Origin of the sequence: Streptomyces sp. NRRL S-1813 (genome assembly GCF_000719605.1) — a bacterium.
Lineage (GTDB): Bacteria > Actinomycetota > Actinomycetes > Streptomycetales > Streptomycetaceae > Streptomyces > Streptomyces decoyicus.
Genome location: NZ_JOHB01000031.1, coordinates 17141 through 39248, shown reverse-complemented (window position 1 = coordinate 39248; position 22108 = coordinate 17141). Strand labels below are relative to the sequence as shown.

The 22108-nt window shown below is 72.6% G+C and carries 15 protein-coding genes and 1 riboswitch; of the genes, 8 read left to right on the top strand and 7 right to left on the bottom strand.

Going from position 1 to position 22108, the window contains the following annotated elements; translation table 11 throughout:
• Positions 1-65 precede the first annotated feature (65 nt).
• Genes IF67_RS0131150 through IF67_RS0131140 form a run of 3 tightly spaced genes read left to right on the top strand, consistent with a single transcriptional unit; the run spans position 66 to position 4307 of the window.
• Positions 66-2426 (top strand): FHA domain-containing protein, encoded by a 2361-nt coding sequence (locus IF67_RS0131150; protein ID WP_030991333.1) that lies wholly within the window; start codon positions 66-68, stop codon positions 2424-2426.
• A 16-nt stretch (positions 2427-2442) separates the two neighbouring features.
• The gene (locus IF67_RS0131145; protein WP_030991332.1) at positions 2443-3264 is read left to right on the top strand and encodes a hypothetical protein; all 822 of its coding nucleotides are present in this window, start codon (positions 2443-2445) and stop codon (positions 3262-3264) included.
• A complete protein-coding gene (locus tag IF67_RS0131140; RefSeq protein ID WP_030991330.1) occupies positions 3261-4307 on the top strand; it encodes a serine/threonine-protein kinase in 1047 nt (348 codons plus the stop codon). Before IF67_RS0131145 ends, IF67_RS0131140 begins: the two co-directional genes overlap by 4 nt.
• 89 nt (positions 4308-4396) lie before the next feature.
• Here IF67_RS0131140 and IF67_RS0131135 read toward each other — a convergent pair whose 3' ends face one another.
• Positions 4397-5719 (bottom strand): streptophobe family protein, encoded by a 1323-nt coding sequence (locus tag IF67_RS0131135; protein WP_030991329.1) that lies wholly within the window; start codon positions 5717-5719, stop codon positions 4397-4399.
• Positions 5720-6091: 372 nt separating this feature from the next.
• On the opposite strand from IF67_RS0131135, the gene IF67_RS0131130 reads away from it, so the two are divergent.
• On the top strand, positions 6092-7312 hold the full coding sequence (locus IF67_RS0131130) for a DUF6777 domain-containing protein (protein WP_051818784.1): 1221 nt from the start codon (positions 6092-6094) through the stop codon (positions 7310-7312).
• Positions 7313-7567: 255 nt separating this feature from the next.
• Positions 7568-8716 carry a L,D-transpeptidase family protein gene (locus tag IF67_RS0131125; protein WP_030991325.1) on the top strand — a complete coding sequence of 383 codons (1149 nt, stop codon included), beginning with the start codon at positions 7568-7570 and terminating at the stop codon, positions 8714-8716.
• A gap of 15 nt (positions 8717-8731) precedes the next feature.
• Here IF67_RS0131125 and IF67_RS0131120 read toward each other — a convergent pair whose 3' ends face one another.
• Positions 8732-9184: a hypothetical protein gene (locus IF67_RS0131120; protein WP_030991324.1), complete on the bottom strand. Its 453-nt coding sequence runs from the start codon at positions 9182-9184 to the stop codon at positions 8732-8734.
• A gap of 311 nt (positions 9185-9495) precedes the next feature.
• Entirely contained in the window at positions 9496-10554 is a 1059-nt protein-coding gene (locus IF67_RS0131110) for an aldo/keto reductase (protein ID WP_030991323.1), read from the bottom strand.
• Between the two features lie 163 nt (positions 10555-10717).
• Positions 10718-10906: riboswitch (cobalamin riboswitch) on the top strand.
• Between the two features lie 169 nt (positions 10907-11075).
• On the opposite strand from IF67_RS0131110, the gene metE reads away from it, so the two are divergent.
• A complete protein-coding gene (gene metE, locus IF67_RS0131105; protein WP_030991322.1) occupies positions 11076-13400 on the top strand; it encodes a 5-methyltetrahydropteroyltriglutamate--homocysteine S-methyltransferase in 2325 nt (774 codons plus the stop codon).
• A 271-nt stretch (positions 13401-13671) separates the two neighbouring features.
• On the opposite strand, the gene lysA is transcribed toward metE, so the two are convergent.
• Positions 13672-15009 (bottom strand): diaminopimelate decarboxylase, encoded by a 1338-nt coding sequence (lysA, locus tag IF67_RS0131100; protein WP_030991321.1) that lies wholly within the window; start codon positions 15007-15009, stop codon positions 13672-13674.
• A gap of 147 nt (positions 15010-15156) precedes the next feature.
• On the opposite strand from lysA, the gene IF67_RS0131095 reads away from it, so the two are divergent.
• A complete protein-coding gene (locus IF67_RS0131095; protein ID WP_051818782.1) occupies positions 15157-16359 on the top strand; it encodes a PucR family transcriptional regulator in 1203 nt (400 codons plus the stop codon).
• A gap of 161 nt (positions 16360-16520) precedes the next feature.
• Here the strand turns inward: IF67_RS0131095 and IF67_RS0131090 are convergent, their stop codons facing one another.
• Positions 16521-18578 (bottom strand): phosphocholine-specific phospholipase C, encoded by a 2058-nt coding sequence (locus IF67_RS0131090; protein ID WP_030991319.1) that lies wholly within the window; start codon positions 18576-18578, stop codon positions 16521-16523.
• A 378-nt stretch (positions 18579-18956) separates the two neighbouring features.
• Between IF67_RS0131090 and IF67_RS0131085 the strand changes: the two genes are divergently transcribed.
• Positions 18957-19157: a hypothetical protein gene (locus IF67_RS0131085; RefSeq protein ID WP_030991317.1), complete on the top strand. Its 201-nt coding sequence runs from the start codon at positions 18957-18959 to the stop codon at positions 19155-19157.
• Positions 19158-19248: 91 nt separating this feature from the next.
• Here the strand turns inward: IF67_RS0131085 and IF67_RS0131080 are convergent, their stop codons facing one another.
• On the bottom strand, positions 19249-19803 hold the full coding sequence (locus IF67_RS0131080) for an ATP-binding protein (protein ID WP_030991315.1): 555 nt from the start codon (positions 19801-19803) through the stop codon (positions 19249-19251).
• A gap of 133 nt (positions 19804-19936) precedes the next feature.
• Positions 19937-22096, bottom strand: a complete 2160-nt coding sequence (locus IF67_RS0131075) for a xanthine dehydrogenase family protein molybdopterin-binding subunit (protein WP_030991313.1) — start codon at positions 22094-22096, stop codon at positions 19937-19939.
• Positions 22097-22108 lie beyond the last annotated feature (12 nt).

Here is a 22108-nt window from a genome sequence, read left to right as displayed (position 1 = left end):
TTTGTATGCCGCGGCAACGTGTGCGCCAACAGGCGGGGCCCGGTCCGCCGCCGTAGCATTTTGGTATGGCTGAGCGGCAGGATGCGCCCACCGCACCGGAACTTGTCGTCGAGTCCGACGGCAGCACCCAGGTGATGAATCCCAGCCGCGTCTATCACGTAGGGCGGGACCCCGAGAGCGAACTCGTCATGAGCGACGCCCGGGTCTCCTGGCATCACGCCGTGCTGCGCACCAGGTCCGGCCACTGGACGGTGGAGGACGAGGGCAGCACGAACGGCACCTTCGCCGACGGGCGGCGGGTGCAGGAGACCGATATCGGACCGGGCAGTGTGATCCGGTTCGGCAACCCCGCAGACGGCCCGTGCGCGGTGCTCTCCGGGGTGTCACCGCCCCGAGTGTCACCGCCGCCGACCCGGGTCGAGCGGCCCTCCGCCGTCTCGTATCCGGCCGGCACCCGCACCTTCCGCAGCCCCAGCGCGGTACGGCCGCTGCCGGCCGCCCGGATCACCCGTATCGGCCGCGCGCCCGACAGCGACCTGGTCGTCGACGACCTCACGGTCTCCCGCCGGCACGCCGAGCTGCGGGCGGGCCCGGAGGGCTTCGAGATCGTCGACCTGGGCAGCCACAACGGCACCTATCTCAACGGCCGGGCGGTGGACCGTGCGCCGATGATCCCCGGCGACATCGTCGGCATCGGCCACTCCGCGTTCGCGCTGGTCGGCGACGAACTCCAGGAGTTCATCGACACCGGCGAGGTCTCGCTGGACGTGCAGGACCTGGCCGTACAGGTCGACAAGGGCAGAAAGACGCTGCTGGACAAGGTGTCCTTCCCGGTGGGCGAGAAGTCGCTGCTGGCCGTCGTCGGACCCAGTGGCGCGGGCAAGTCGACACTGCTCAACGCGCTGACCGGACTGCGCCCCGCGGACCACGGCACGGTGCTCTATGACGGCCGTGACCTCTACCGCGACTACGCCGAGCTGCGCCAGCGCATCGGACTCGTACCGCAGGACGACATCCTGCATCTTCAGCTGACCGTGCGCCGGGCGCTCGGCTACGCCGCGCAGCTGCGCTTCCCCGAGGACACCGCGAAGGCCGAGCGGCAGGCGCGGGTCGACGAGGTGATCCATGAACTGGGCCTCGAACAGCGGGTGAACCAGCCGATCCACAGCCTCTCGGGCGGCCAGCGCAAGCGCGTGAGCGTGGCCCTGGAGCTGCTGACGAAACCGTCGCTGCTCTTCCTCGACGAGCCGACCTCCGGTCTCGACCCCGGCATGGACCGCTCCGTCATGCATATGCTGCGCAGCCTGGCGGACGACGGCCGCACGGTCATCGTCGTCACCCACAGCGTGCTGAGCCTGGATGTCTGCGACCGGCTGCTGGTCCTGGCGCCGGGCGGCACGATCGCCTACTACGGGCCGCCGGACGAGGCGCTGGCGTACTTCGGGTACGAGCAGTGGCCGGAGGCGTTCGAGGCCTTCGAGAACGACAAGGGCCGTGACTGGCAAGGTGAGTTCCGCGCCTCGCCGCTGCACCGGCGCCATGTCACCGGCGACTCCCATCAGCCGCTGCGTCCCCCCGAGGCGCCGCGGGGACCGGTGGCCGCGCCCAAGGCGCAGAGCTGGGGCAAGCAGCTCAACACGCTGGTCCGGCGCTATGCGGCGGCGCTGACCGCCGACCGGACCTTCCTGATCATCATGGTCGCGCTGCCCTTCGTGATGGGGGCGATGGCGCACGCCCTGGCCGGCTCCTCGCTCGCCAAGGGCTCGGCCGCGATCAACGCGCTGTTGATCCTGTGCGTGGGAGCGGTGCTGACCGGCGCCGCCAACGCGGTGCGTGAGCTGGTCAAGGAGCGGACGATCTATCAGCGGGAGAGAGCCGTCGGCCTGTCCCGCTCGGCGTATCTGATGTCCAAGGTGCTGGTCCTGGGTGTCATCACGATCGTCCAGGCCGTGGTGCTGACCTTGGTGGCGCTGTTCGGCGTCCAACTGCACGCACCGGGCGGCAAGGGTGTGTTGCTGCCGCCACTGCTCGAAATCACCCTCGCGGTGGCCCTGTTGGCCTTCACCGCCATGATGCTCGGCCTGTTCGTGTCCGCGCTGGTGCGGAAGGAGGAGGTCACCATGCCGCTGCTGGTCCTCCTCGCGATCATCCAGGTCGTGTTCTGCGGCGCGCTGCTCAAACTGAACGGCGTACCAGGGCTGGAGCAGCTGGCATGGCTGGTGCCGTCACGGTGGGCGCTCGGGGCCATGGCGGGCACCATCGATCTGCACCGCCTCGTCCCGCAGGGAACGTCGGACCCGCTGTTCCAGCACAGCCCGGGAACCTGGCTGCTGAACATGGGCATGATGATCGTGCTCTCACTGCTCCTGGGATTCGTGGTCACCAAGCTGCTGCGGCGGCGCGAGCCCGAAATCATGCGCAAGTAGCGCCGAGGAGCCGCCTGTGACCGCGCCCGAGTTCCTCCCCAGCCATGTCGTCCCCCCGGAAGGGATGGCGACCTGGACGGCGCCGGACACCACCCGGCCGACCGCGCCGCTCGATCCGCTGCTGCCGGTCCAGGTCGTCGAGCGCCGCGGCGACTGGGCGCGCGCGCTGTGCTCCAACGGCTGGTCGGCATGGGTGGACGGCCGGCTGCTGCTGTCCGTACCGCACGAACCACCGGCCGCGGCTCAGCCCGCCGCCCGGACCGCCGACCCCCGTCCGCTGCTGGGCGCGGTGGAGAGCGACCTGAGCCGCTACCGGCAGCTGATCGAGGAGCTGGCCGCCGGTCGGCTGGACGGCGAGTCGTTCACCCGGCGCACCCGGGGCACCCGGCTGGGGGTGGTCGTGGATGGCGATGCGGTGTGGCTGTACGACGCACGGCACGAGCGGTGGTGCTTCTGCGACGGGGTGTCGTTGCAGACGTACGCGGTGACGGCGGGGCCGTCGTCGCGGTCGGGGGAGCGAGCGGCGTCGGAGGCGGGCTCCGGGGAACAGGACGAGCCGGGAGGGGCGGCGGACCCGGCCGACCCGGCCGAACCGGCCGCCCTCCCCGACCCGCCGGGCGACGCCGGGGGCGGGACGGAGACCGGGTCCGGGGCCGAGCGCGGGGCCGGGGCCGAGCCCGACGGTGCCGGTCCAGGGGCCGGGCCGGAAGCCGAGGCGCCGGGTCCGTCGGACGGGCAGTCGGCCCCGCCGCCCCCGCCGGACCCCGGCCGGACCCGGGCCGTGCGCCCCGGCGAGCGCCCGCCGCAGCCACCGAACCCCGTGGGTGACCTCCGGTGAACGGCGAGCGGGCGGCGCCCCACCAGCGCCAGGAGCGGTCCACCACTCCCGACTCCTCAGGGCTGCGCGGGCGGCGGATCGCCGAGTACCTGCTCCAGGACGAGATCGGCCGGGGCGGGATGGCGGTGGTCTACCGCGCGGAAGATCTGCGGCTCGGCCGTACCGTGGCGGTGAAGCTGCTGGCGCCCGAGCTCGCCCGGAACGACACTTTCCGCCAGCGCTTCGCCCATGAATCGCGGGTGGCCGCGGCGATCGACCACCCGCACATCGTGCCGGTCTTCGAGGCCGGGGAGACCGACGGCGTGCTCTACATCGCGATGCGCTACGTCCGGGGGCGGGATCTGCGGGCACTGCTCGACCGCGACGGACCGCTGTCTTTGGAGACCGCCTGCCGGATCGCCCTCCAGGTCGCCTCCGCGCTGGACGCCGCCCATGCCCACGACCTGGTGCACCGGGACGTCAAACCGGGCAACATCCTCATCGCCGAGGGCACCGACAGCGACCGCCCCGAGCACGCCTATCTCACCGACTTCGGGCTGACGAAGAAGTCCCTGTCGCTGACCGGGTTCACCAGCGTCGGCCAGTTCGTCGGCACGCTCGACTATGTGGCGCCCGAGCAGATCTCGGGCCGCCCGGTGGACGGCCGCTGCGACGTCTACAGCCTCGCCTGCGTGCTGTTCGAGATGCTGACGGGGGCGCCGCCGTTCCGGCGCGATGACGACATGGCCCTGCTGTGGGCGCATCAGTACGATCCGCCGCCGGCGCTGACCGAGCTGCGCCCGGATCTGCCGGAGGCCGTCGATGCGGTCTTCGCCGAAGCCCTGGCCAAGGTGCCCGAGGACCGCTACGAGACCTGCCGGGGGTTTGTGGCCGCGCTGCGTGCGGCCGGGCGGACCGCTGCCCCCGGGGCGGCCGCGGGCACCCCGCCCGCGCACGCCATGACACAGGTGGACGCCCAGGCGGACCCGGGCGGCCGGCGCAGCGCCGCTCCCCCGCCGCCGCCGCGCTGGGCGACCCCGATGTTCCCGGGCCGCGCGGGGTAGTCAGGGGCTGCTACGGCTCCCGCGCCGCACGGCCTCCCGGCACTGCGGCGCCCGCACTGCACGGGTCCACCGGAGATCAGGAAGACCCCCTACGGCTCCCGCGCCTCGTCCGCCTCCCGTACCTCGCCCGGATGCCGTACCCGCCGGGCCAACACGCTGCCGACGAAGCCGGTGACCAGCCCCCAGGCGAGGCCGACGCCCACCAGCCGGAGCAGTTGCGGGTCGAGGGTGATCTCGCCGCCCAGGTCGCCGCCGAGGTCTCCGAGGCCGATCAGGGAGAGCCCGTAGTGGGCGGAGATCCGGGTGAGCAGTCCGACGACGAGCAGGGTGAGCGCCAGGGCGACGGCCATCTCGACGGCGTGCCGCCAGGCCGGCCGCCGTGCCGGGGAGCGGACCGCCGCGGTGAAGGCGGCGACGAGCAGCACCACGGCCGCCGCCGCCACCAGGTACCAGACCCGGCCGTCGTAGCGGGAGAGCGAGCCGAGGTCGAGGGTCCGCTGCCCGTCGGCGCGGAGCGCCTGGGCGAGGGCGGGCGGCAGGGGCAGCCCGATGGCCTTGTCGACATGCCCCACCCAGGCGCCGCCGGTGCCGATGCCCAGCGCCATCCAGGCGAGGTTCGGCAGTCCGAGGAAGATGACGGCGAGGGTCTGGGCGGGGCGTCCGTTGGTGCAGAGCTCGACGATGCCGGCGACCAGACCGATCACGACATAGCCGAGCAGCGTCATCAGCATCGCGAAGGCGGGCGGCCGTACGGAATCCTGGAAGTGCAGCAGCCGGGAGGAGAGCGGGGCCCGGCGCGAGACGACGAAGGTCAGCACGAGCAGCGCCAGCACCCACAGCAGTCCGAACCCGAGCGTCGCGGCCACATCGGCGCGGAAGCCGAGGGTGGGGGTGGCGCCCAGCTCGGCGCCGAGCTGTTCGGCGAGGCCGTTGCCGACGGAGATCCGGAAGCTGTGCCGGGCGGCGAGCGTGAGCAGCAGCAGAAGCACCAGCCAGCACACCGCCGTTCGGGCGATCCGGGCGAGCAGCTCCCGGGTGCCGGCCACCGCCCGGTGACGCAGCGGCAGCAGGAAGACGGCGGCGGTCACCAGCGCACCGGCGAGCGTGACCGACAGCGGTACGACATCGAGCGCGGCATCGGCCTGCGCGAGGCCGCCGACGTCGCCGTAGAGACCGACCGAACCGCCGGCCGCGACCAGCACCGTGGCCGCGACCACGGAGGGGAACGCACCGCCGGGAAGGTCCGCCGCGCCCGCCGCCCACAGGCCGAGTGCGGCGACCACGAGCATGGTGACGATGCCCGCCACGGCCGCGCCGAGCGCTTGTGCCCAGGCCGGTACGGCGGGCGGTGCGCCGCGGCGGCGGACCGGGCCCGGCGAGCCGTCCGGCGCAGGGCCTCGCATCTGGCTCACGCTCTCTCCTGCCGGTCACGGGACCGCCTACCCACGATCCGCCTGGAAGGACTTCTCGGCCGACATGCACGGACTTCTGGCCATCCGTCACAGCGGGACAAAGGGCCTGACTCTGTACATGTCCAGCACTCACGGCATGCACGCACCACCGTAAGCAGCGGCGCGCCACCCCGCTTGCGGACGGCGTCACACCCGGGCACACAATGGTCTGGACATTGACAAAAACGGGCAAAATTCGCACCGCCGGATGGCCCGCCAGCGTCGGAAGAGGGACCCGTGACATCTCCACCGCCGCCTGACAGCCACCCGACCGGCCCCCCGTCGGGCCCACTGTCCGGCCCGTCCTCCGAACCGTCGCACGAGCCCACGCAGGTGGGCCCGGCACCGGGACGGACATCGCCGGAGGAGCCCACCGAGCCGGGATCCCGCATTCCCCCGGGCGGCCCCGGTGAGGGCGACGGGGGCGGGGGCGGAGGCGGCGGTTCCGGGCGCGGCGGGGGTGGCGGTGCAGGCGGCGCGGCCGGGGGCGGCAAGCCCTGGTGGCGGTCCGCGCCGCGGGTCGCCATCATCGCGGCCGCCGTGGTCGCCGCGGCGATCGTGACGATGGTGCTCACCCGGCCGGGCGGCTCCGGCACCAGCGAGGTGTTCGCCGAACCGGCCGCCTCGACCGGCCGGGACCCGGTCACCAAGTCGACGGCGAACGACTCCTCCCCGACCTCGTCCGCCAAGCCCAGAAAGCCGTCCGGCGGCGGGAACAGCACCTTCGAGGGCGCGACGCCCGGCCTCTACGGCGGTACCCAGAACAGCGCGAGCTGTGATGTCGAGAAGCAGATCACGTATCTGACCGGCAGCCCCGAGCGGAACCAGGCGTTCGCCGGGGTCCTGGGCAAGAAGCCGGGTCAGGTCCCGTCCTATCTGCGGTCGCTGACGCCCCTACAGCTGGGCTACGACACCCGGGTCACCAACCACGGTTTCAAGGACGGCAAGGCCACCGGCTTCCAGTCGGTCCTCCAGGCCGGCACGGCGGTCATGGTCGATTCGTACGGAGTGCCGCGGGTGCGCTGCAAGTGCGGGAACCCGCTCACGGAGCCGACTCCCCTCCAGGGCAATGTGAAGACGGTCGGTACAAAGTGGCCCGGATACCAGCCCTCGAACGCGGTCGTCGTCAAGCCCGCAAAGACCAAGATCAAGGAATTCGTCCTGCGCGACCCGAAGACGGGCAAGTGGTTCAAGCGCCCCGAGGGCAGCACCGGCACCACGGACACCCCGACGGCCCCGCCGGACGTAACCCCCAGCGGGCCCACGGCCTCCGAGTCCCCGCCGAACGGCTCGCCGTCGGCCGGTGAGACCTCGACGGGGACATCCGGCCCCCCGACCTCCGACACCGGCACGGCCTCCCCCGAGTCACCGGCGGACACCGGGGGGTCCGACTCCACCGGCGGGCCGAGCGAGCAGCCCCCGACCGCCTCCGAGGGCACGAGCGGCGGGGACACGACCGGCGGCACGACCGGCGGGGGGACACCGGGCAGCAGCGGGTCACACGGCGGCGAAGTCACCCAGCCGGGAGGCGGCGAAACACCGCCGTCCAGCTGAGGCAGGCCGCATACGGGAGCGCGGCGGGCAGCCGGCAGGCCGCCCGCCGCTTCTTCATGTCTCCGAAATCGAACTGTGTCCTAATGATCCGGCACACCGGACAACCACCGAAGCAGACAAACCCTCTGTACATGCGGCGGGTGCATCGACGGCCCTGGACGGATATCCCCGCACGGGGCCGGGCCCCGCCACTGTCAGTTGTTCTGCTTTGGAGGGATCCCCGTGTACGCCGGATCACGTCGCCACCCCGCCCGGTTGATACCCGCTCTGATAGCGGCGGGCACGCTGTTGACCGCGTGCGGGTCGGGTGCCGACGCGTCGAAGACGGACCAGCCCGCGGCGAAGGTGACCGTCACCCCGGCCGCCGGAAACACCTCGGCCAAGCTCGGCTCCGAGATAGCCGTGCGGGCCGACGGCGGAAAGCTCACCTCGGTCGAGGTCAAGGACGACAAGGGCGGCACGGTCGCCGGGCGGCTCGCCGGTGACGGCGCGTCATGGAAGTCGGACGGCAAGGTCAAGCCGCAGACCACCTACACGGTGCGGACCAAGACGAAGTCGACGCAGGGCACGGAATCCTCCGCCACGTCGAAGTTCACCACGGAGCGGGCCGACAAGGTCAACAAGCTCACCAACACCCCCGGCGGCGGGCAGACCGTGGGCACCGGAATGCCGGTGTCGATCCTCTTCGACCACCCGATAGCGAAGGACCGGCGCGCCGACATCGAGAAGGCGCTGAAGGTCACCACCCAGCCGAAGGTGCAGGGCGCCTGGGGCTGGGTCAAGGACTACTCCGGCAAGGACCGGATCGACTGGCGTCCCAAGGACTACTGGCCGGCCGGCACCAAGGTCTCCGTCAAGGGCGCACTGTCCGGGATCAACTCCGGTGACGACGGCGGCTGGTTCGCCCGCGACTACAACTTCGGCTTCCGCATCGGCGCCGACCACAAGGCCGTCATCGATGTGCCCTCGCACACGCTGACCATGTACGAGAACGGCAAGAGCGTCGGCAGCATCACCGGCTCCGCGGGCTCCCCGCAGGACCCGACCCGCGGCGGGGTGCACACCGTACGCAGCAAGAACGCGGCCGAGACGATGGACTCCGCCACCATCGGCCACGGCGACGAGTGGAGCCTGGACTCCAAGTGGGTCACCCACCTCACCGCGTCCGGCACCTTCCTGCACTCCGCCCCGTGGAACAAGTCGCTCGGTGTGGAGAACAACAGTCACGGCTGCTTCGGCATGACGACCTCGGACGCCAAGAAGATCTACGACTTCCTGCCGATCGGCTCCACGGTCGAGGTGAAGGGCACCAGCAACACCAACAAGACCGACGTCGGCAACGGCCTGGAGGTCTGGCAGGAGAGCTGGGAGCAGTGGCAGCAGCGCAGCGCGCTGACGCACTGACCCTGCGGCGGACGCTCATCTGCGGTGCCTCCCGAGGACGCGGGGGCGGGTGAGCAGCAGGAAGACGGTGGCCAGGACGGCGACGGCCTGGGCCAGGGCGGCGAGCTTCTTGTCGCTGCTCCAGCCCGGTTCGTACATGTCCGGCAACGGCCCCGGCGCGCCGAGATCCACGTAGGTGTAGAGGAGCAGCAGCGCGAGTCCGCCCGCCGCGACGAGCCAGGCGAAGGTGTCGGCCGCCGGGCGGCGCCAGGTCAGCACGAGCAGGGCGGCGAGCGCGGCCAGCGCGGCATCGATGCGGAACAGCAGGCCCTGGCCGAGGGTCGCCGTGACCTCGTCGTACCGGCCGGCGAGCCGGGCGTGGAGGTAGGCGTCCACGGCCAGCCCGGCCGCCGCCAGCAGCCGCGCGACACCGCGGGCGACCCGGCGGGGCTGCCGCCCGCGCTCCGGTACGGAGTTGTCTGGTGCCACGGCTTCTCCAGGTCTCACGGTGAGCGGCGGTAGCCGGGCCGGCGGGCGGTGAGCGGGGCCTTCATGTACGGGTGGACGCCGCGAGGCCCGCGGCGGACTGGGCGGCGGTGGCCGCGGCGACAGCCGTCCTGGCGATCTTCCTCATCGGGCGTCCGTCTCCTTCGGTCCGGCCGGTCCGGCCCCCGCGGGCCACACCCACCTCACTAGACCGCAGACGCCGCCGCCCGGCCATCCGGGCGGCGGCGTTCGGCGTACCGGGCAGCCGGCCGCCGGGGCGGCGACGTGGCACCGTACGCGCCGGGACGAGCGGGTCAGCGGATCTCGCTCGTCGTACGGCGGTAAGTGGAGCGCCGGTCCTCGATCTCGGACCAGCGGTCGCCGTAGACGTTCTCGGTGATGCCCGGCTCCCGCAGGAAGTCGTGCGGGAAGCCCAGCGGCACCGCGCTGCACCGGTCGAGCCGCGCCAGCGCGTCGGCGTCCAGCGCGACATCGACGGCGGCCAGGTTGTCGAGGAGCTGGCTCTCCTTGGTGGCGGCGACGATCGGGATGATGTTGCCGGGCCGGCTGCGCAGCCACGCCAGCGCCACCTGCGCCGGGCTCCAGCCGCCCAGCTCGGCGATCTCCAGCACCGCGGTGACGGTCTCCTCGGCGTGGTGGTCGCGCCGGTCGTCCTCGCCGACGACATCCAGCCGGCCCGTCTCACCGCGGCGGTACTTGCCGGTGAGCCGGCCCGCCGCGAGCGGCGCCCAGGCCAGCACGGCCAGGTCGAAGGCGCGGGCCTGGGGCAGCAGTTCGCGCTCCGGGGTCCGCTCCAGCAGGTTGTAGCGCAGCTGCGAGCCCGCGAACGCGGTCCAGCCGCGCAGCTCGGCGAGGGTGTTCGCCTGCGCGATCTCCCAGGCCGGCCAGTCCGAGACGCCGACGTAGAGCACCTTCCCCGACCGGACCACGTCGTCGAGCGCCCGCATCACCTCCTCCACGGGCGTGAAATTGTCCCGTGCGTGCACCCACAGCACGTCGAGGTGGTCGGTGCGCAGCCGGTCCAGGCTCGCCTCCACCGACCGGACGAGGTTCTTGCGGTGGCTGCCCGCCGCGTTCACATCGCCTTTGCGGGTCGCGCAGGTGTACTTGGTCGCCAGGACGAAGCTGTCCCGGCGGCCTTCGAGCAGCTCCCCCAGGATCCGCTCCGAGGCGCCGTCGGTGTAGTTGTTGGCGGTGTCGATGAAGTTGCCGCCCGCGTCCGCATACGCGTCCAGGATCCGGCCGCTGGTGTCCTTGTCCGCGCCCCAGCCCCAGTCCTCGCCGATGGTCATGGTGCCCAGGCTCAGCTCGCTCACCCGCAGACCGGTCCTGCCGAACAGTGTGTAGCGCACGTCGTTCCCTTCGATCGGAGCGGCTCTCCGGTGGTGCGCTCACGCTAGGAGCTGGAGCGCGCTTCAGCGCAAGGCGCGGCCCGGCGGCGGCGTCCGGTTCCGGCCGCGGCCGGGCCGCGGGCCGGGCGGGACGTCGACGGCATGCCCTAGGGTGGCCGCAGCAACTGGTTCGCCCCTGCCCGCCAGGCAGGCGCGTCGCAAGAGGGAACCCGGTGGAAGTCCGGGACTGCCCCGCAGCGGTGAGTGGGAACGACCGCCGTCATACGCACTGGGCCCGGCCGGGTCTGGGAAGCGACGGCCAGTAGATGTCCGCCTTCGGCGGACGTGCCCGCGAGTCCGAAGACCTGCCAGTGCCCCCGCGCGACCGGTGCGCGGGGAGATCTCGGTGACCTCGAGGGCGGGTCGGCGGACATCAGACGGGCACGACGCGGCAACGCGCCGGGGTCCGTCCGGTTTGCCGTCCCTTCGCGTCCTCGACCCGTCCCGGGGTCCATGGAGACATACTCGCGAAGGAGAGTTCCGTGACCAGCACGTCCGCAGCCGCGGCAGCACACGCCACCGTGCACGGCTATCCCCGTCAGGGGCAGCACCGTGAACTGAAGAAGGCCATTGAGGGCTACTGGAAGGGCCGCGTCGGCGCCGACGCCCTCCGCAGCACCGCCGCCGAGCTGCGCCGCGGCAATTGGCAACAGCTCGCCGAGGCCGGCGTCCACGAGGTGCCGACCGGCGACTTCTCGTACTACGACCACGTCCTGGACACCAGCGTGATGCTCGGCGCGATCCCCGCCCGGCACCGCGCCGCGGTGGCCGCCGACCAGCTGGACGGCTACTTCGCGATGGCCCGCGGCACGCAGGACGTGGCGCCGCTGGAGATGACCAAGTGGTTCGACACCAACTACCACTACCTGGTACCGGAGTTGGGTCCGGACACGGTCTTCGCCGCGGACTCCGCCAAGCAGGTCGCCGAGCTGACGGAGGCACTCGGTCTCGGCCTCACCGCCCGCCCGGTCCTCGTCGGGCCGGTGACCTATCTTCTGCTGGCCAAGCCCGCGCCCGGTGTCGCGGCCGGTTTTGACCCGTTGACGCTGCTCGACCGGCTGCTGCCCGTCTACGCCGAGGTGCTCGCCGATCTGCGGGCGGCCGGCGCCGACTGGGTGCAGCTGGACGAACCGGCGCTGGTGCAGGACCGCTCCCCCGCCGTGCTCAACGCCGCGGCCCGCGCCTACCGCGATCTCGGCACGCTCGGCGACCGCCCGCGGCTGCTGGTCGCCTCGTACTTCGACCGGCTGGGCGAGGCGCTGCCCGTGCTGGCCAAGGCGCCCGTCGACGGACTGGCGCTGGACTTCACCGGTGCCGCGGCCGGCAACCTCGGCGATCTGGCGGCGGTCGGCGGGCTGCCCGGCAAGCGGCTGGTGGCCGGTGTCGTCAACGGCCGCAATGTGTGGATCAACGACTTCGAGAAGTCGCTGGCCACGCTGGGGACGCTCCTCGGCCTGGCCGACCGGGTCGATGTCTCGTCCTCGTGCTCGCTGCTGCACGTCCCGCTGGACGCCGCCGCCGAGCGGGACATCGACCCGCAGATCGCCCGCTGGCTGGCCTTCGCCCGGCAGAAGACCGCGGAGGTCGTGACGCTGGCGCGTGGCCTGGCCCAGGGCACCGGCTCCATCGCGGCCGAACTCGCCGCCAACCGCGCCGACTTGTCCTCCCGGGCGGGTTCGGCGCTCACCCATGACCCGGTGGTACGCGCCCGTGCCGCGGCCGTCACCGACGCCGACGGCCGCCGTTCGCAGCCGTACGCCGAGCGGGCCGCCGCCCAGCGCGCGCACCTCGGGCTGCCACTGCTGCCGACCACCACCATCGGCTCGTTCCCGCAGACCGCCGAACTGCGCACCGCCCGCGCCGATCTGCGGGCCGGGCGGATCGACACCGCGGGGTACGAGGAGCGCATCAAGACCGAGATCCGCGACGTCCTCGGCTTCCAGGAGAAGGCCGGCATCGACGTCCTGGTGCACGGCGAGCCCGAGCGCAACGACATGGTCCAGTACTTCGCCGAGCAGCTCACCGGCTACCTGGCCACCCAGCACGGCTGGGTGCAGTCCTACGGCACCCGCTACGTCCGCCCGCCGATCCTGGCCGGGGACATCTCCCGCCCCGAGCCGATGACGGTCCGCTGGACGACGTACGCCCAGTCGCTCACCGACCGGCCGGTCAAGGGCATGCTCACCGGTCCGGTCACCATGCTCGCCTGGTCCTTCGTCCGCGACGACCAGCCGCTCGGCGACACCGCCCGGCAGGTGGCGCTCGCCCTGCGCGACGAGGTGAACGACCTCGAAGCGGCCGGGAGTTCGGTGATCCAGGTCGATGAGCCCGCGCTGCGCGAGACGCTGCCGCTGCGTACCGCCGGCCATGCGGAGTACCTGGCCTGGGCCACCGAGGCGTTCCGCCTCACCACCAGCGGGGTCCGCCCGGACACCCAGATCCACACCCATATGTGCTACGCGGAGTTCGGCGACATCCTTCAGGCCATCGACGATCTCGACGCCGATGTCATCAGCCTGGAGGCGGCCCGCTCCCATATGCAGGTCGCCGGGGAGCTCGCCACGGCCGGCTATCCGCGCGAGGTGGGGCCCGGTGTCTATGACATCCACTCGCCGCGCGTACCGGACGTGGACGAGGCAACGGCACTGTTGCGCAAGGGACTCGGTGCGATCCCTGCCGAACGGCTGTGGGTCAACCCCGACTGCGGTCTGAAGACCCGCGGCTGGCCCGAGGTGCGCGCCGCCCTGGAGAACCTGGTCGCCGCGGCCCGCGAGATCCGCGGCGGTCTGCCCGGCGCGGCTTCCTGACGAGGGCGGGCCGGGGCCGGCGCCCGTGGGGGGCCGGCCCCGGCCCGTGGCTCACCGGAGCCGCGAACGGTGCCGGCTGTAGCCGAGGTACACGGCCAGCGCCAGGGCGAGCCAGCCGGCGAACATGAGGTAGGTGGGCAGCGGCAGTCCGGCGAGCGCAGGAGTTGGTGGCGCAGGCCCGGTCGGGCGAGGGGTGGTTGGCCGGGCAGTACATCGGTGGGTCGCACAGGGGCCTCGATCCGGGGAGGGGCGGGAGCCCGTCAGGGGTCCGTCAGGGCAGGTCGCGGCGCATCAGGTCCGCGTAGGTCTCGCGTCGTACGACGGGGCGGGAGCGGCCGTCGCGGCAGAAGACGACCGGTGGACGGCGGGCCGCGTTGTAGTTGTTGGCGAGGGAGTAGGTGTACGCGCCGGTGGCCGGGACGGCGATCAGGTCCCCGGGCCGCGGGTCCTGGAGGAACACGCCCGTGCTGAGCACATCGCCGGACTCGCAGTGCCGGCCGACGACACGGCACCGTTCGCCGGGGGACCCGTCGGCGGGGGCCCGCACCCGGGTGGCCACGGTCGCCTCGAACCGCTGCCCGTACAGCGAGACTTCGAGGTTGTCCCCCATCCCGCCGTCCACGGCGACAAAGGTCTCGCCGCCGGACCGCTTGACCGTCACCACGCGGTAGAGCGAGACACCGGCCTCCGCGACCATCGACCGGCCCGGCTCGATGATGACCCGGGCGCCGGCCGGCAGCAGCTCGTCGGCCGCGGCGGTCAGCGCGTCGAGGTAGGCCTCGATCCCCGGCGGCCGGTCGTCGTACGTATAGCGGGCCCCCAGCCCGCCGCCGAGGTCGTACACGGGAAACCGGCCGAGTTCCGCCACCGCCGCCACGGCCCGGACGAACGGCTCGGTGTCGAGGATCTGCGAGCCGATGTGCACATGCAGCCCGTCCAGGCGCAGCCGGGCGCTGCCGCGCAGCCGGGCGATCGCCTCGCGCGCCTGGGGCAGCAGCAGCCCGAACTTCGAGCCGCGCTGGCCGGTGGAGACCGCCTCATGGGTGTCGGGGCGGACATCGGGGGTGACCCGGACCAGCACGGGCTGCTCACGGCGGCCGGGGCCGTGGGCCTTGCCCCGGGCCATGAGGTGTTCCAGCCGGTCGATGTCGTCGAAGTTGTCGATGACGACAAGGCCCACACCGGCCTCCACGGCCGCCCGCAGGTAGCTCTCCGACTTGGCGTTGCCGTGCACGATCACCTTGACCGGGTCGGTGCCCGCGGCGAGGGCGAGCGCCAGTTCGCCGCCACTGGCGACATCGACGCCGAGGCCCTCCTCAGCGAGCAGCCGGTAGACGGCGGTGCACGGGAAGGCCTTGGAGGCGAAGGCCACCATCGAGTCCGGCCGGCGCGCGGCCAGCCCGTCGGCGTAGCGGCCGGCCCGGTCCCGCAGGGCGCCCTCGTCGATGAGCAGCGCGGGGGTGCCGTGGCGCGCGGCCAGGTCGGCCACATGGCATCCGCCGATGCGCAGCCCGCCGTCCGGTGCCGTCGTGGTGCCGGGCGGGAACAGCCCGAGCAGGGCTTCGGAGGACGGCGGGGCAGACGCCGCGGGGGTGGTCGGGACGGCCATGGGAGTGCTCCTTGCTGGGGTCGCGCCGGGGGCGGGGACGCGCGGTGCGCCCGTCGGGCTCCGGCCCCGGATCGGCTCCGCACCATGCTGGGCCCCACCCCCTTCTCCGTCGTTGGCGCAATCGCCTAGGGTCCGACCGTGGATCTGATGGATACGCCAAACCCGGCCGGCCTCGGCGGCACCAGCGAGGAGCTGTTCGCGCTGGCCAATGCCGTTGCCGCGGTGATCGGCGGGTCGGTGGCGATCGAGGACCTCGACCACCGGGTGCTGGCGTATTCGTCCCTGCCGGGCCAGCGCATCGATGAGCTGCGCCGCCGCGGCATCCTGGACCGGCGGGTGCCCGACGAACCCGAACAGCAGCGCCAGTACCGCGAGGTGCTCGGCACGCCCGGTGTCGTGCGGCTGCCGGTCCTCGCCCCCGACGAGCTGCCGCGCGCCGCGGCCGCCGTGCGCGCGGGCGATCTGCCGCTGGGCACCATCTGGGCGATCGAGGGGGACTCCCGGCTCGATGCGGCCGGTGACCGGGCGCTGCTGGACGGTGCGCGGCTCGCCGCGCTGCACATGCTGCGCCGCCGCAGTTCGGCCGAACTGGATCTGCGGGCCCGCGAGGACACCCTGCGTGCGGCGCTGCGCGGCGACGGCACGGCGCAGGAGATCCGCTTCCAGCTCGGTCTGCCGGAGCGGTCGCCGCTGACGCTCCTCGGCTGTGCGCCGGCCGCAGGCGGACCCGACCGTACGGGTCCGGAGGCGGTCCGGCTGGGTGCCGCGGCCGCCCGGCACTGGGCCGCCGTGCACGCCGAGGCGGCGGTGGCCACCGTCGGCCGTACGGTCTACGCCCTGCTGCCCCGGGCCGGCCAGGCCGAGGCCCGCCGGCTGTCCGAACAGGCCGTGGCCGCGCTCGGCCGCACCCTGGAGACCCCGCTGCGCTGCGCGGTCAGCCGACCCGCCGACGGCCCTGCCGAACTGCCCGCGCTGCGCGCGGAGGTGGACGACATCCTCCGGGTGACGACCGCCGACCCGGAAGCCCCCGGCGTCGCGGCGCTCGGCGACGTACACGCCCGGGTCCTGCTGCTGCACTGCGCCGACGCGCTGGACCGCCGGCCCCGTCTGCGCCACCCCGGTATCGAGGCGATGCGGGAGCACGACCGGACCCGGCACACCGCTTACGCGGCGTCGGTCCTGGCCTGGCTGGACGCGGCCGGCAACGTCGGGGAGGCCGCCCGGCGGCTGACCGTGCACCCCAACACTCTCAAGTACCGCCTCCGCCGCGCCCGCGAACTGTTCGGGATCGGCCTCGACCACCCGGACGTGCGGCTCTCGTGCTGGCTGCAACTACGGCTGACGGACTGACCGTTTGACCGCTCGGTGCCGCGGTGGTGCGGCGCGCACCACACCGCCGCGGCGGGTACCGGGGGCTCCGGCCCGGCTGCCCCACGCCACAGGGCACCCGCCGATACGACGACGGGTGCCCCGTGTGGTGCCGACGGGCCGGACGGACGTCGTCCGCCCGCTCAGCCCGTGATGATCGCCGGGTCGCTCACGCCCGGCTCGCCGTTCTCCACATGGCCGGCGAACCGGCGCAGGAAGGTGCTGTCGCCGTCGGAGGTGACCGACACGTCGTACCAGCGCTTGCTGGCACGCAGGTCGACCTGCTTCTTGACGGTGGCACCGGCGCGGACCGTGAAGGTCTCGTGTGCGCCGCCGTAGGCGTGGGTGACGGTGAGGTGGCAGTCGGTGCGGCCGTGGTTGGTCAGGGTGAGTTCGAGGCGGCCGGCGGTCGCGTCGTGGCGGGCGGTCACCTCGGGACCGGCCTTCTTGCCGTCGCCCTTGAAGGAGCGCAGAAAGCCGTTCGGGCCGAAGACCGACAGGTCGTAGGTGTCCTTGGAGTAGGAGGTGTTCCAGGTGTCGGAGATCTTCTTGCCGGCCTCCGTGGTGTACGACCAGGGGCCGTCGGTGCGGTTGCCCGCGGTGACGGTGAAGCAGGCACCGGCCTTGTCGCCGCCGCTGAAGGTGAGGGTGTAGCGCCCGGTGGAAGGGGTCGCGGACCCGTCGGCCAACGGCGCGTACGGCAGCGGGCGGGACGGCCGGGAGCCCGGCTCCTGCTTGGGCAGCACGGGGGTGGCGGGCGGCTTCGGCACATAGCTGTCGTGCCGCTCGTTGTCCGGCGGCTGGTAGCCGTCGGTGGCGGGGAGCGAGGCCGGCTTGGTGTTCTCCAGGCCGAAGTCGAAGGCGGAGGTCAGATCGCCGCAGATGGCGCGCCGCCAGGGCGAGATGTTCGGCTCGTGCACGCCGAAGCGGCGCTCCAGGAACCGGATGATGGACGTGTGGTCGAAGACCTCGGAGCAGACGTAACCGCCGGTGCTCCAGGGGGAGACGACGATCATCGGGACGCGCTGGCCGAGGCCGTAGGGACCGGCCGCGTACTTGGCGTTGCCACCGAAGCTGTCGAGCGACGTGTCCACGGTGGACAGGCCCTGGTCGGCGGAGGCCGGCGGGAAGGGCGGGAGGACGTGGTCGAAGTAGCCGTCGTTCTCGTCGTAGGTGACGAGCAGGGCCGTCTTGCTCCACACCTCGGGGTTGGAGGTGAGCGCGTCCAGCACCTGGGAGACGTACCAGGCGCCGTAGTTCGCGGGCCAGTTGGGGTGCTCGGAGAAGGCCTCGGGGGCGGCGACCCAGGAGACCTGGGGCAGCTTGTCGGCCTTCACGTCGGCCTTGAGACGGTCGAAGTAGCCGTCGCCCTGCTTGACGTTGGTGCCGGTGCGGGCCTTGTCGAAGAGCGGGTCGCCGGGCTTGGCGTTGCGGTACTGGTTGAAGAAGAGCAGCGAGTTGTCGCCGTAGTTGCCGCGGTAGGCGTCCTCGATCCAGCCCCACTTGCCGTTCGCGTCCAGGCCGTCACCGATGTCCTGGTAGAACTTCCAGGAGATCCCGGACTTCTCCAGCCGCTCCGGGTACGTCGTCCAGCTGTACCCGAGCTCCTCGTTGCCGAGAACCGGGCCGCCGCCCGAGCCGTCGTTGCCGACGTGGCCCGTGTACATGTAGTAGCGGTTGGGGTCGGTGGCACCCATGAACGAGCAGTGGTATGCGTCGCAGACGGTGAACGCGTCGGCGAGCGCGTAGTGGAACGGGATGTCCTTGCGGGTCAGGTGGGCCATCGTCCCGGCCGTCTTCGCGGGTATCCAGTTGTCGTACTTGCCGTTGTTCCAGGCCTTGTGGCCGCCCGCCCAGTCGTGGTCGAGGCCCTCGATGAACTGCATGCCGAGGTCTTCGGCGTCCGGGTGGTAGGGCAGCACCTCCTTGTCGCCGTCCTGCTGGTGCCAGACGGGCTTACCGCTTTCGAGGACGAGCGGGCGCGGGTCACCGAAGCCGCGGACGCCCTTCATGGAGCCGAAGTAGTGGTCGAAGGAACGGTTCTCCTGCATCAGGACGACGACATGCTCGATGTCGTTGATGGATCCGGAGCGTCGCTTGGCGGGGATGGCCGCGGCACGGGCGATGCTGCTCGACAGGGCCGAGACTCCCGCGGAGGCACCGGCGATCTGGAGGAAACGCCGCCGATTCAGTTCAGGCATGTTTTTGGGGACCTCATGTCGTGTGGGGGAGTTCGCGAAAGGGTGAGGAATGGCTGTGCGGTGATGCATGTGAGAGTGAGGAAACTGGGGTCAGCAGAGTGTTCCAAGAGGAACGAGCCGCAGGGAAGAGGGAATGTCACAGACATGACTCACCGGGGTACGTGCGGCGAACTCCCTTGCCGGGCGGGCCGCGCGAAAGCCCGGGGAACCATTCCGGGCAAGCGGGACGCAACGGGCCGGGCGGCGGCCGGGGCACGGACGCGAGCGGCGGGACCCGGCCGGCGAGCGCGGGGGCCCGCGACGGCCGCTCCCCCGGGATTCCTCAGCCCCCTGCGGTGAACCGGCACTTACACCGGCCTCACGTGGCCGAATCCGTTCGTGCTCCGCGACCCGGCGGCGGTCGAGGCGCGCGAGGAGGCCCGCCCCAGGACCGCGTACGGGCGCGACTGGACCGTGCAGGACCTGGACCGGCTGTTGCGGGCCGGCACTCCGCGGGACATCGGACTGTGGCTGGACACGTCGCGGCAGACGGTGGACGAGACCGTCGGCCGGGCCTGGACCGAGGGCGCCGTGGGCTGACCGGGTGACCCTGCGGCCACCGGGCCGGTTGCCGCACCCACGCGGCCCATGGGCCGTCGGGGCGCCACGCGGGCGCCCCTCGACGCTGTGTTCAGACGAGCGACACCACGGACGACGCAGCCGGAGCGGCCTCGGCGGCGGCCACGGCGGCCTCGGGCGCGGGCTCGACGAGCGGCTCGACCGGTACGGGCGGCGGCACCGCCGGCTGGCCCTTCGCGTCGGGCACGCTGCGCAGCGGTGTGCGGCTCGTCAGCGGGGTCTTGCGAGTGGCCTCGACCCGGCGGGTGAACCAGACGACCTTGCCGTCCGGGGTGCCACAGGTGCCCCAGCTGTCGCTGACCGCCGCCACTCTGGAGAGTCCGCCGCCCGCGGCGCTGAGCAGCTTAGGCAGCCGTGGCCCGTCGTCCGCGACGGAGGCCGTGAGGTGACGGCCGCTCCAGCGGAGTTCGACGACGCACCGGGCGTCCGGGCCGATATGGCGATGGACATTGGTCAGGAGTTCCGCCACTCCCCGGCATACGGGCGGGATATGCAGCTCAAGATCCCAGTACCGCAGGTGCGCGGCCAGAATTCGCCGGATCTGCGGCACACGCTCCGCCGAAGCATGCAGTTCGACCGTGTAGTGCCGGTCGCTGGGAAGTGTCATGTCGTGGCTCCTCACCGCGAGGCTCACGCCCTTCACCTCGTTGGACCAACGAACCCCGAAACACGAAGAGTGAGCATTTATCACGTATGGGTCATTTGTCATGGTGACTCCACGGTGCGGGTTCCGCAACAGATCACGGACCGCCGACGTCCCCCGGCCCGGCCCCCTCCGGGCCGGTCCGCAGCCGGGCCAGGACCTTGTCCGGAGTGAGCGGGAGGTCGCGCAGCCGGACGCCGGTGGCGTGCCGTACGGCGTTGGTGAGGGCCGCGGCGGTGCCGACGATGCCGATCTCCCCGATGCCCTTGCTGCCCATGGGGTTGAGGTGAGGGTCCTCCTCGTCGAGCCAGTACGCCTCGATCCGCGGGACGTCGGCGCAGGCCGGTACGTGATACGAGGCCAGATCGCGTTCGGCGAAGTCGCCGAACGCGGGGTCCAGTCCGCTCCCCTCCATGAGGGCCATCCCCAGGCCCATGGTCATGCCCCCGATGAACTGGGAGCGCGCCGTACGGGAGTTGAGGATGCGTCCGGCCGCGTAGACACCCAGCAGCCGGCGTACCCGGACCTCTCCGGTGACGGTGTCGACCTGGACCTCGGCGAAGGTGGCGCCGAACGAGTGCCGGGCGTACGGAGACCCCGCGGCGAGCTCCTGCCGGGTGTCCGCGGCGGCCGTCAGCCCGTCGGCCGGGAGCGGTCCCACGTGGTCCCGCAGCCGCGCCCTCAGCTCCATGCCGGCCCGGTGGACCGCCCAGCCCCAGGACGCGGTGCCCGCGGAGCCGCCGGCCAGCATCGCGGGCGGCAGATCGCTGCTGCCGATCTCGATCCGGATCAGGTCCTCCGGCACGGCCAGCGCGGCGGCGGCGACCTGGGCGAGGACGGTGCGGGCGCCGGTGCCGATGTCGGTGGCGTTGATCCGGATCCGGTAGCTGCCGTCGGCGGCGGCGTGCGCCTCGGCGGCGGAGGGGGCGATCAGGACGGGGTAGGTGGCGGCGGCGACGCCGGTGCCCAGCAGCAGATCGCCCTGGCGGCGTACGGCCGGGCGCGGGTCCCGCGACGGCCAGCCGAAGCGCTCCGCCCCCTCCCGCAGACAGCCGACGAGGTGACGGCTGCTGAAGGCGCGGTCGCTGTCCGGCTCGGTGTCCGGTTCATTGCGGATCCGCAGGTCGACGGGGTCGATGTCCAGGGCGACGGCGAGTTCGTCCATGGCCGACTCCAGGGCGTACATCCCGGGGGCCTCGCCCGGTGCGCGCATCCATGAGGGGGTCGGTACGTCGAGCGGGACGACCCGGTGCACGGTGCGGCTGTTCGGCGAGGTGTACATGACGCGCGCCGGGACCGCGGCCTGCTCGACGAACTCCTTGACGGTGGAGGTGTGGGTGGCGGCCTCGTGCGACAGGGCGGTGAGGACGCCGTCGGCGCCTGCGCCGAGGCGCACCCGCTGGACGGTGGGGGCGCGATGGCCGACGGCCGCGGGCATCTCGCGGCGCGGCAGGGAGAGTTTGACCGGGCGCCCGGTGTGGTGGGCGGCCATCGCGGCCAGGACGACCTGGGGGCGGGGCGTCCCCTTGGAGCCGAAGCCGCCGCCGACGTGCTCGGAGACGACGGTGACCTCGCTGGTGTCGAGCCGGAACAGTGCGGCGAGGTCCGCACAGACCTTGGTGGCCCCCTGGCTGGAGTCGTGGACGGTCAGATGGCCGTCGGTCCACCGGGCGGTGGAGGCATGCGGCTCCATCGGGTGATTGTGCAGCGGGGGCACGGTGTACGTGGCGTCGACGGTGAACGGCGCGGCGGCGAACGCCTTCTCGAAGTCGCCGCGTTCCCGGGTCCCCGGATAGCCGCCGTTGGCCGTCTCTGGCTCGTACATCCGCGGATGACCGGTGGTCAGCAGGACGTCGTGCGGCTCGGGCGCATAGCTGACGCGGACGGCGTCGGCGGCGGCGCGGGCGGCTTCGAGGCTGTCGGCCACGACCAGCGCGACATACCAGCCGCGGTGCGGCACCCGGTCGTCCTGGAGCAGGGACAGCGTCGGGTCGTCGGCCTCCCCGAGGCGCGGCGCGTTCTCATGGGTCAGCACCGCGCACACTCCCGGCAGCGCCAGTGCCGCCGCGGTGTCCACGGCGGTGACCCGCCCCCGGGCGACGGTCGCGGGCACCGGCCAGGCGTAGGCGCAGCCCGGCGGGGTGTGTTCGGCCGCGTAACGGGCGGTGCCGGTGACCTTCTCACGGCCTTCCCTGCGGACGAGCGGGGCGCCCAGGGGGTACGGGGGCGGGCCGAGCGGGAACGGGGCGGGGCTCATGGCGCGCGTCCT

Coding starts and splice junctions, on each gene's coding strand:
- IF67_RS0131150 (WP_030991333.1), top strand. CDS start 66: ATGGCTGAGCGGCAGGATGCGCCCACCGCACCGGAACTTGTCGTCGAG.
- lysA (WP_030991321.1), bottom strand. CDS start 15,009: ATGGCCGTCCCGACCACCCCCGCGGCGTCTGCCCCGCCGTCCTCCGAA.
- IF67_RS0131095 (WP_051818782.1), top strand. CDS start 15,157: ATGGATACGCCAAACCCGGCCGGCCTCGGCGGCACCAGCGAGGAGCTG.
- IF67_RS0131090 (WP_030991319.1), bottom strand. CDS start 18,578: ATGCCTGAACTGAATCGGCGGCGTTTCCTCCAGATCGCCGGTGCCTCC.
- IF67_RS0131080 (WP_030991315.1), bottom strand. CDS start 19,803: ATGACACTTCCCAGCGACCGGCACTACACGGTCGAACTGCATGCTTCG.
- IF67_RS0131075 (WP_030991313.1), bottom strand. CDS start 22,096: ATGAGCCCCGCCCCGTTCCCGCTCGGCCCGCCCCCGTACCCCCTGGGC.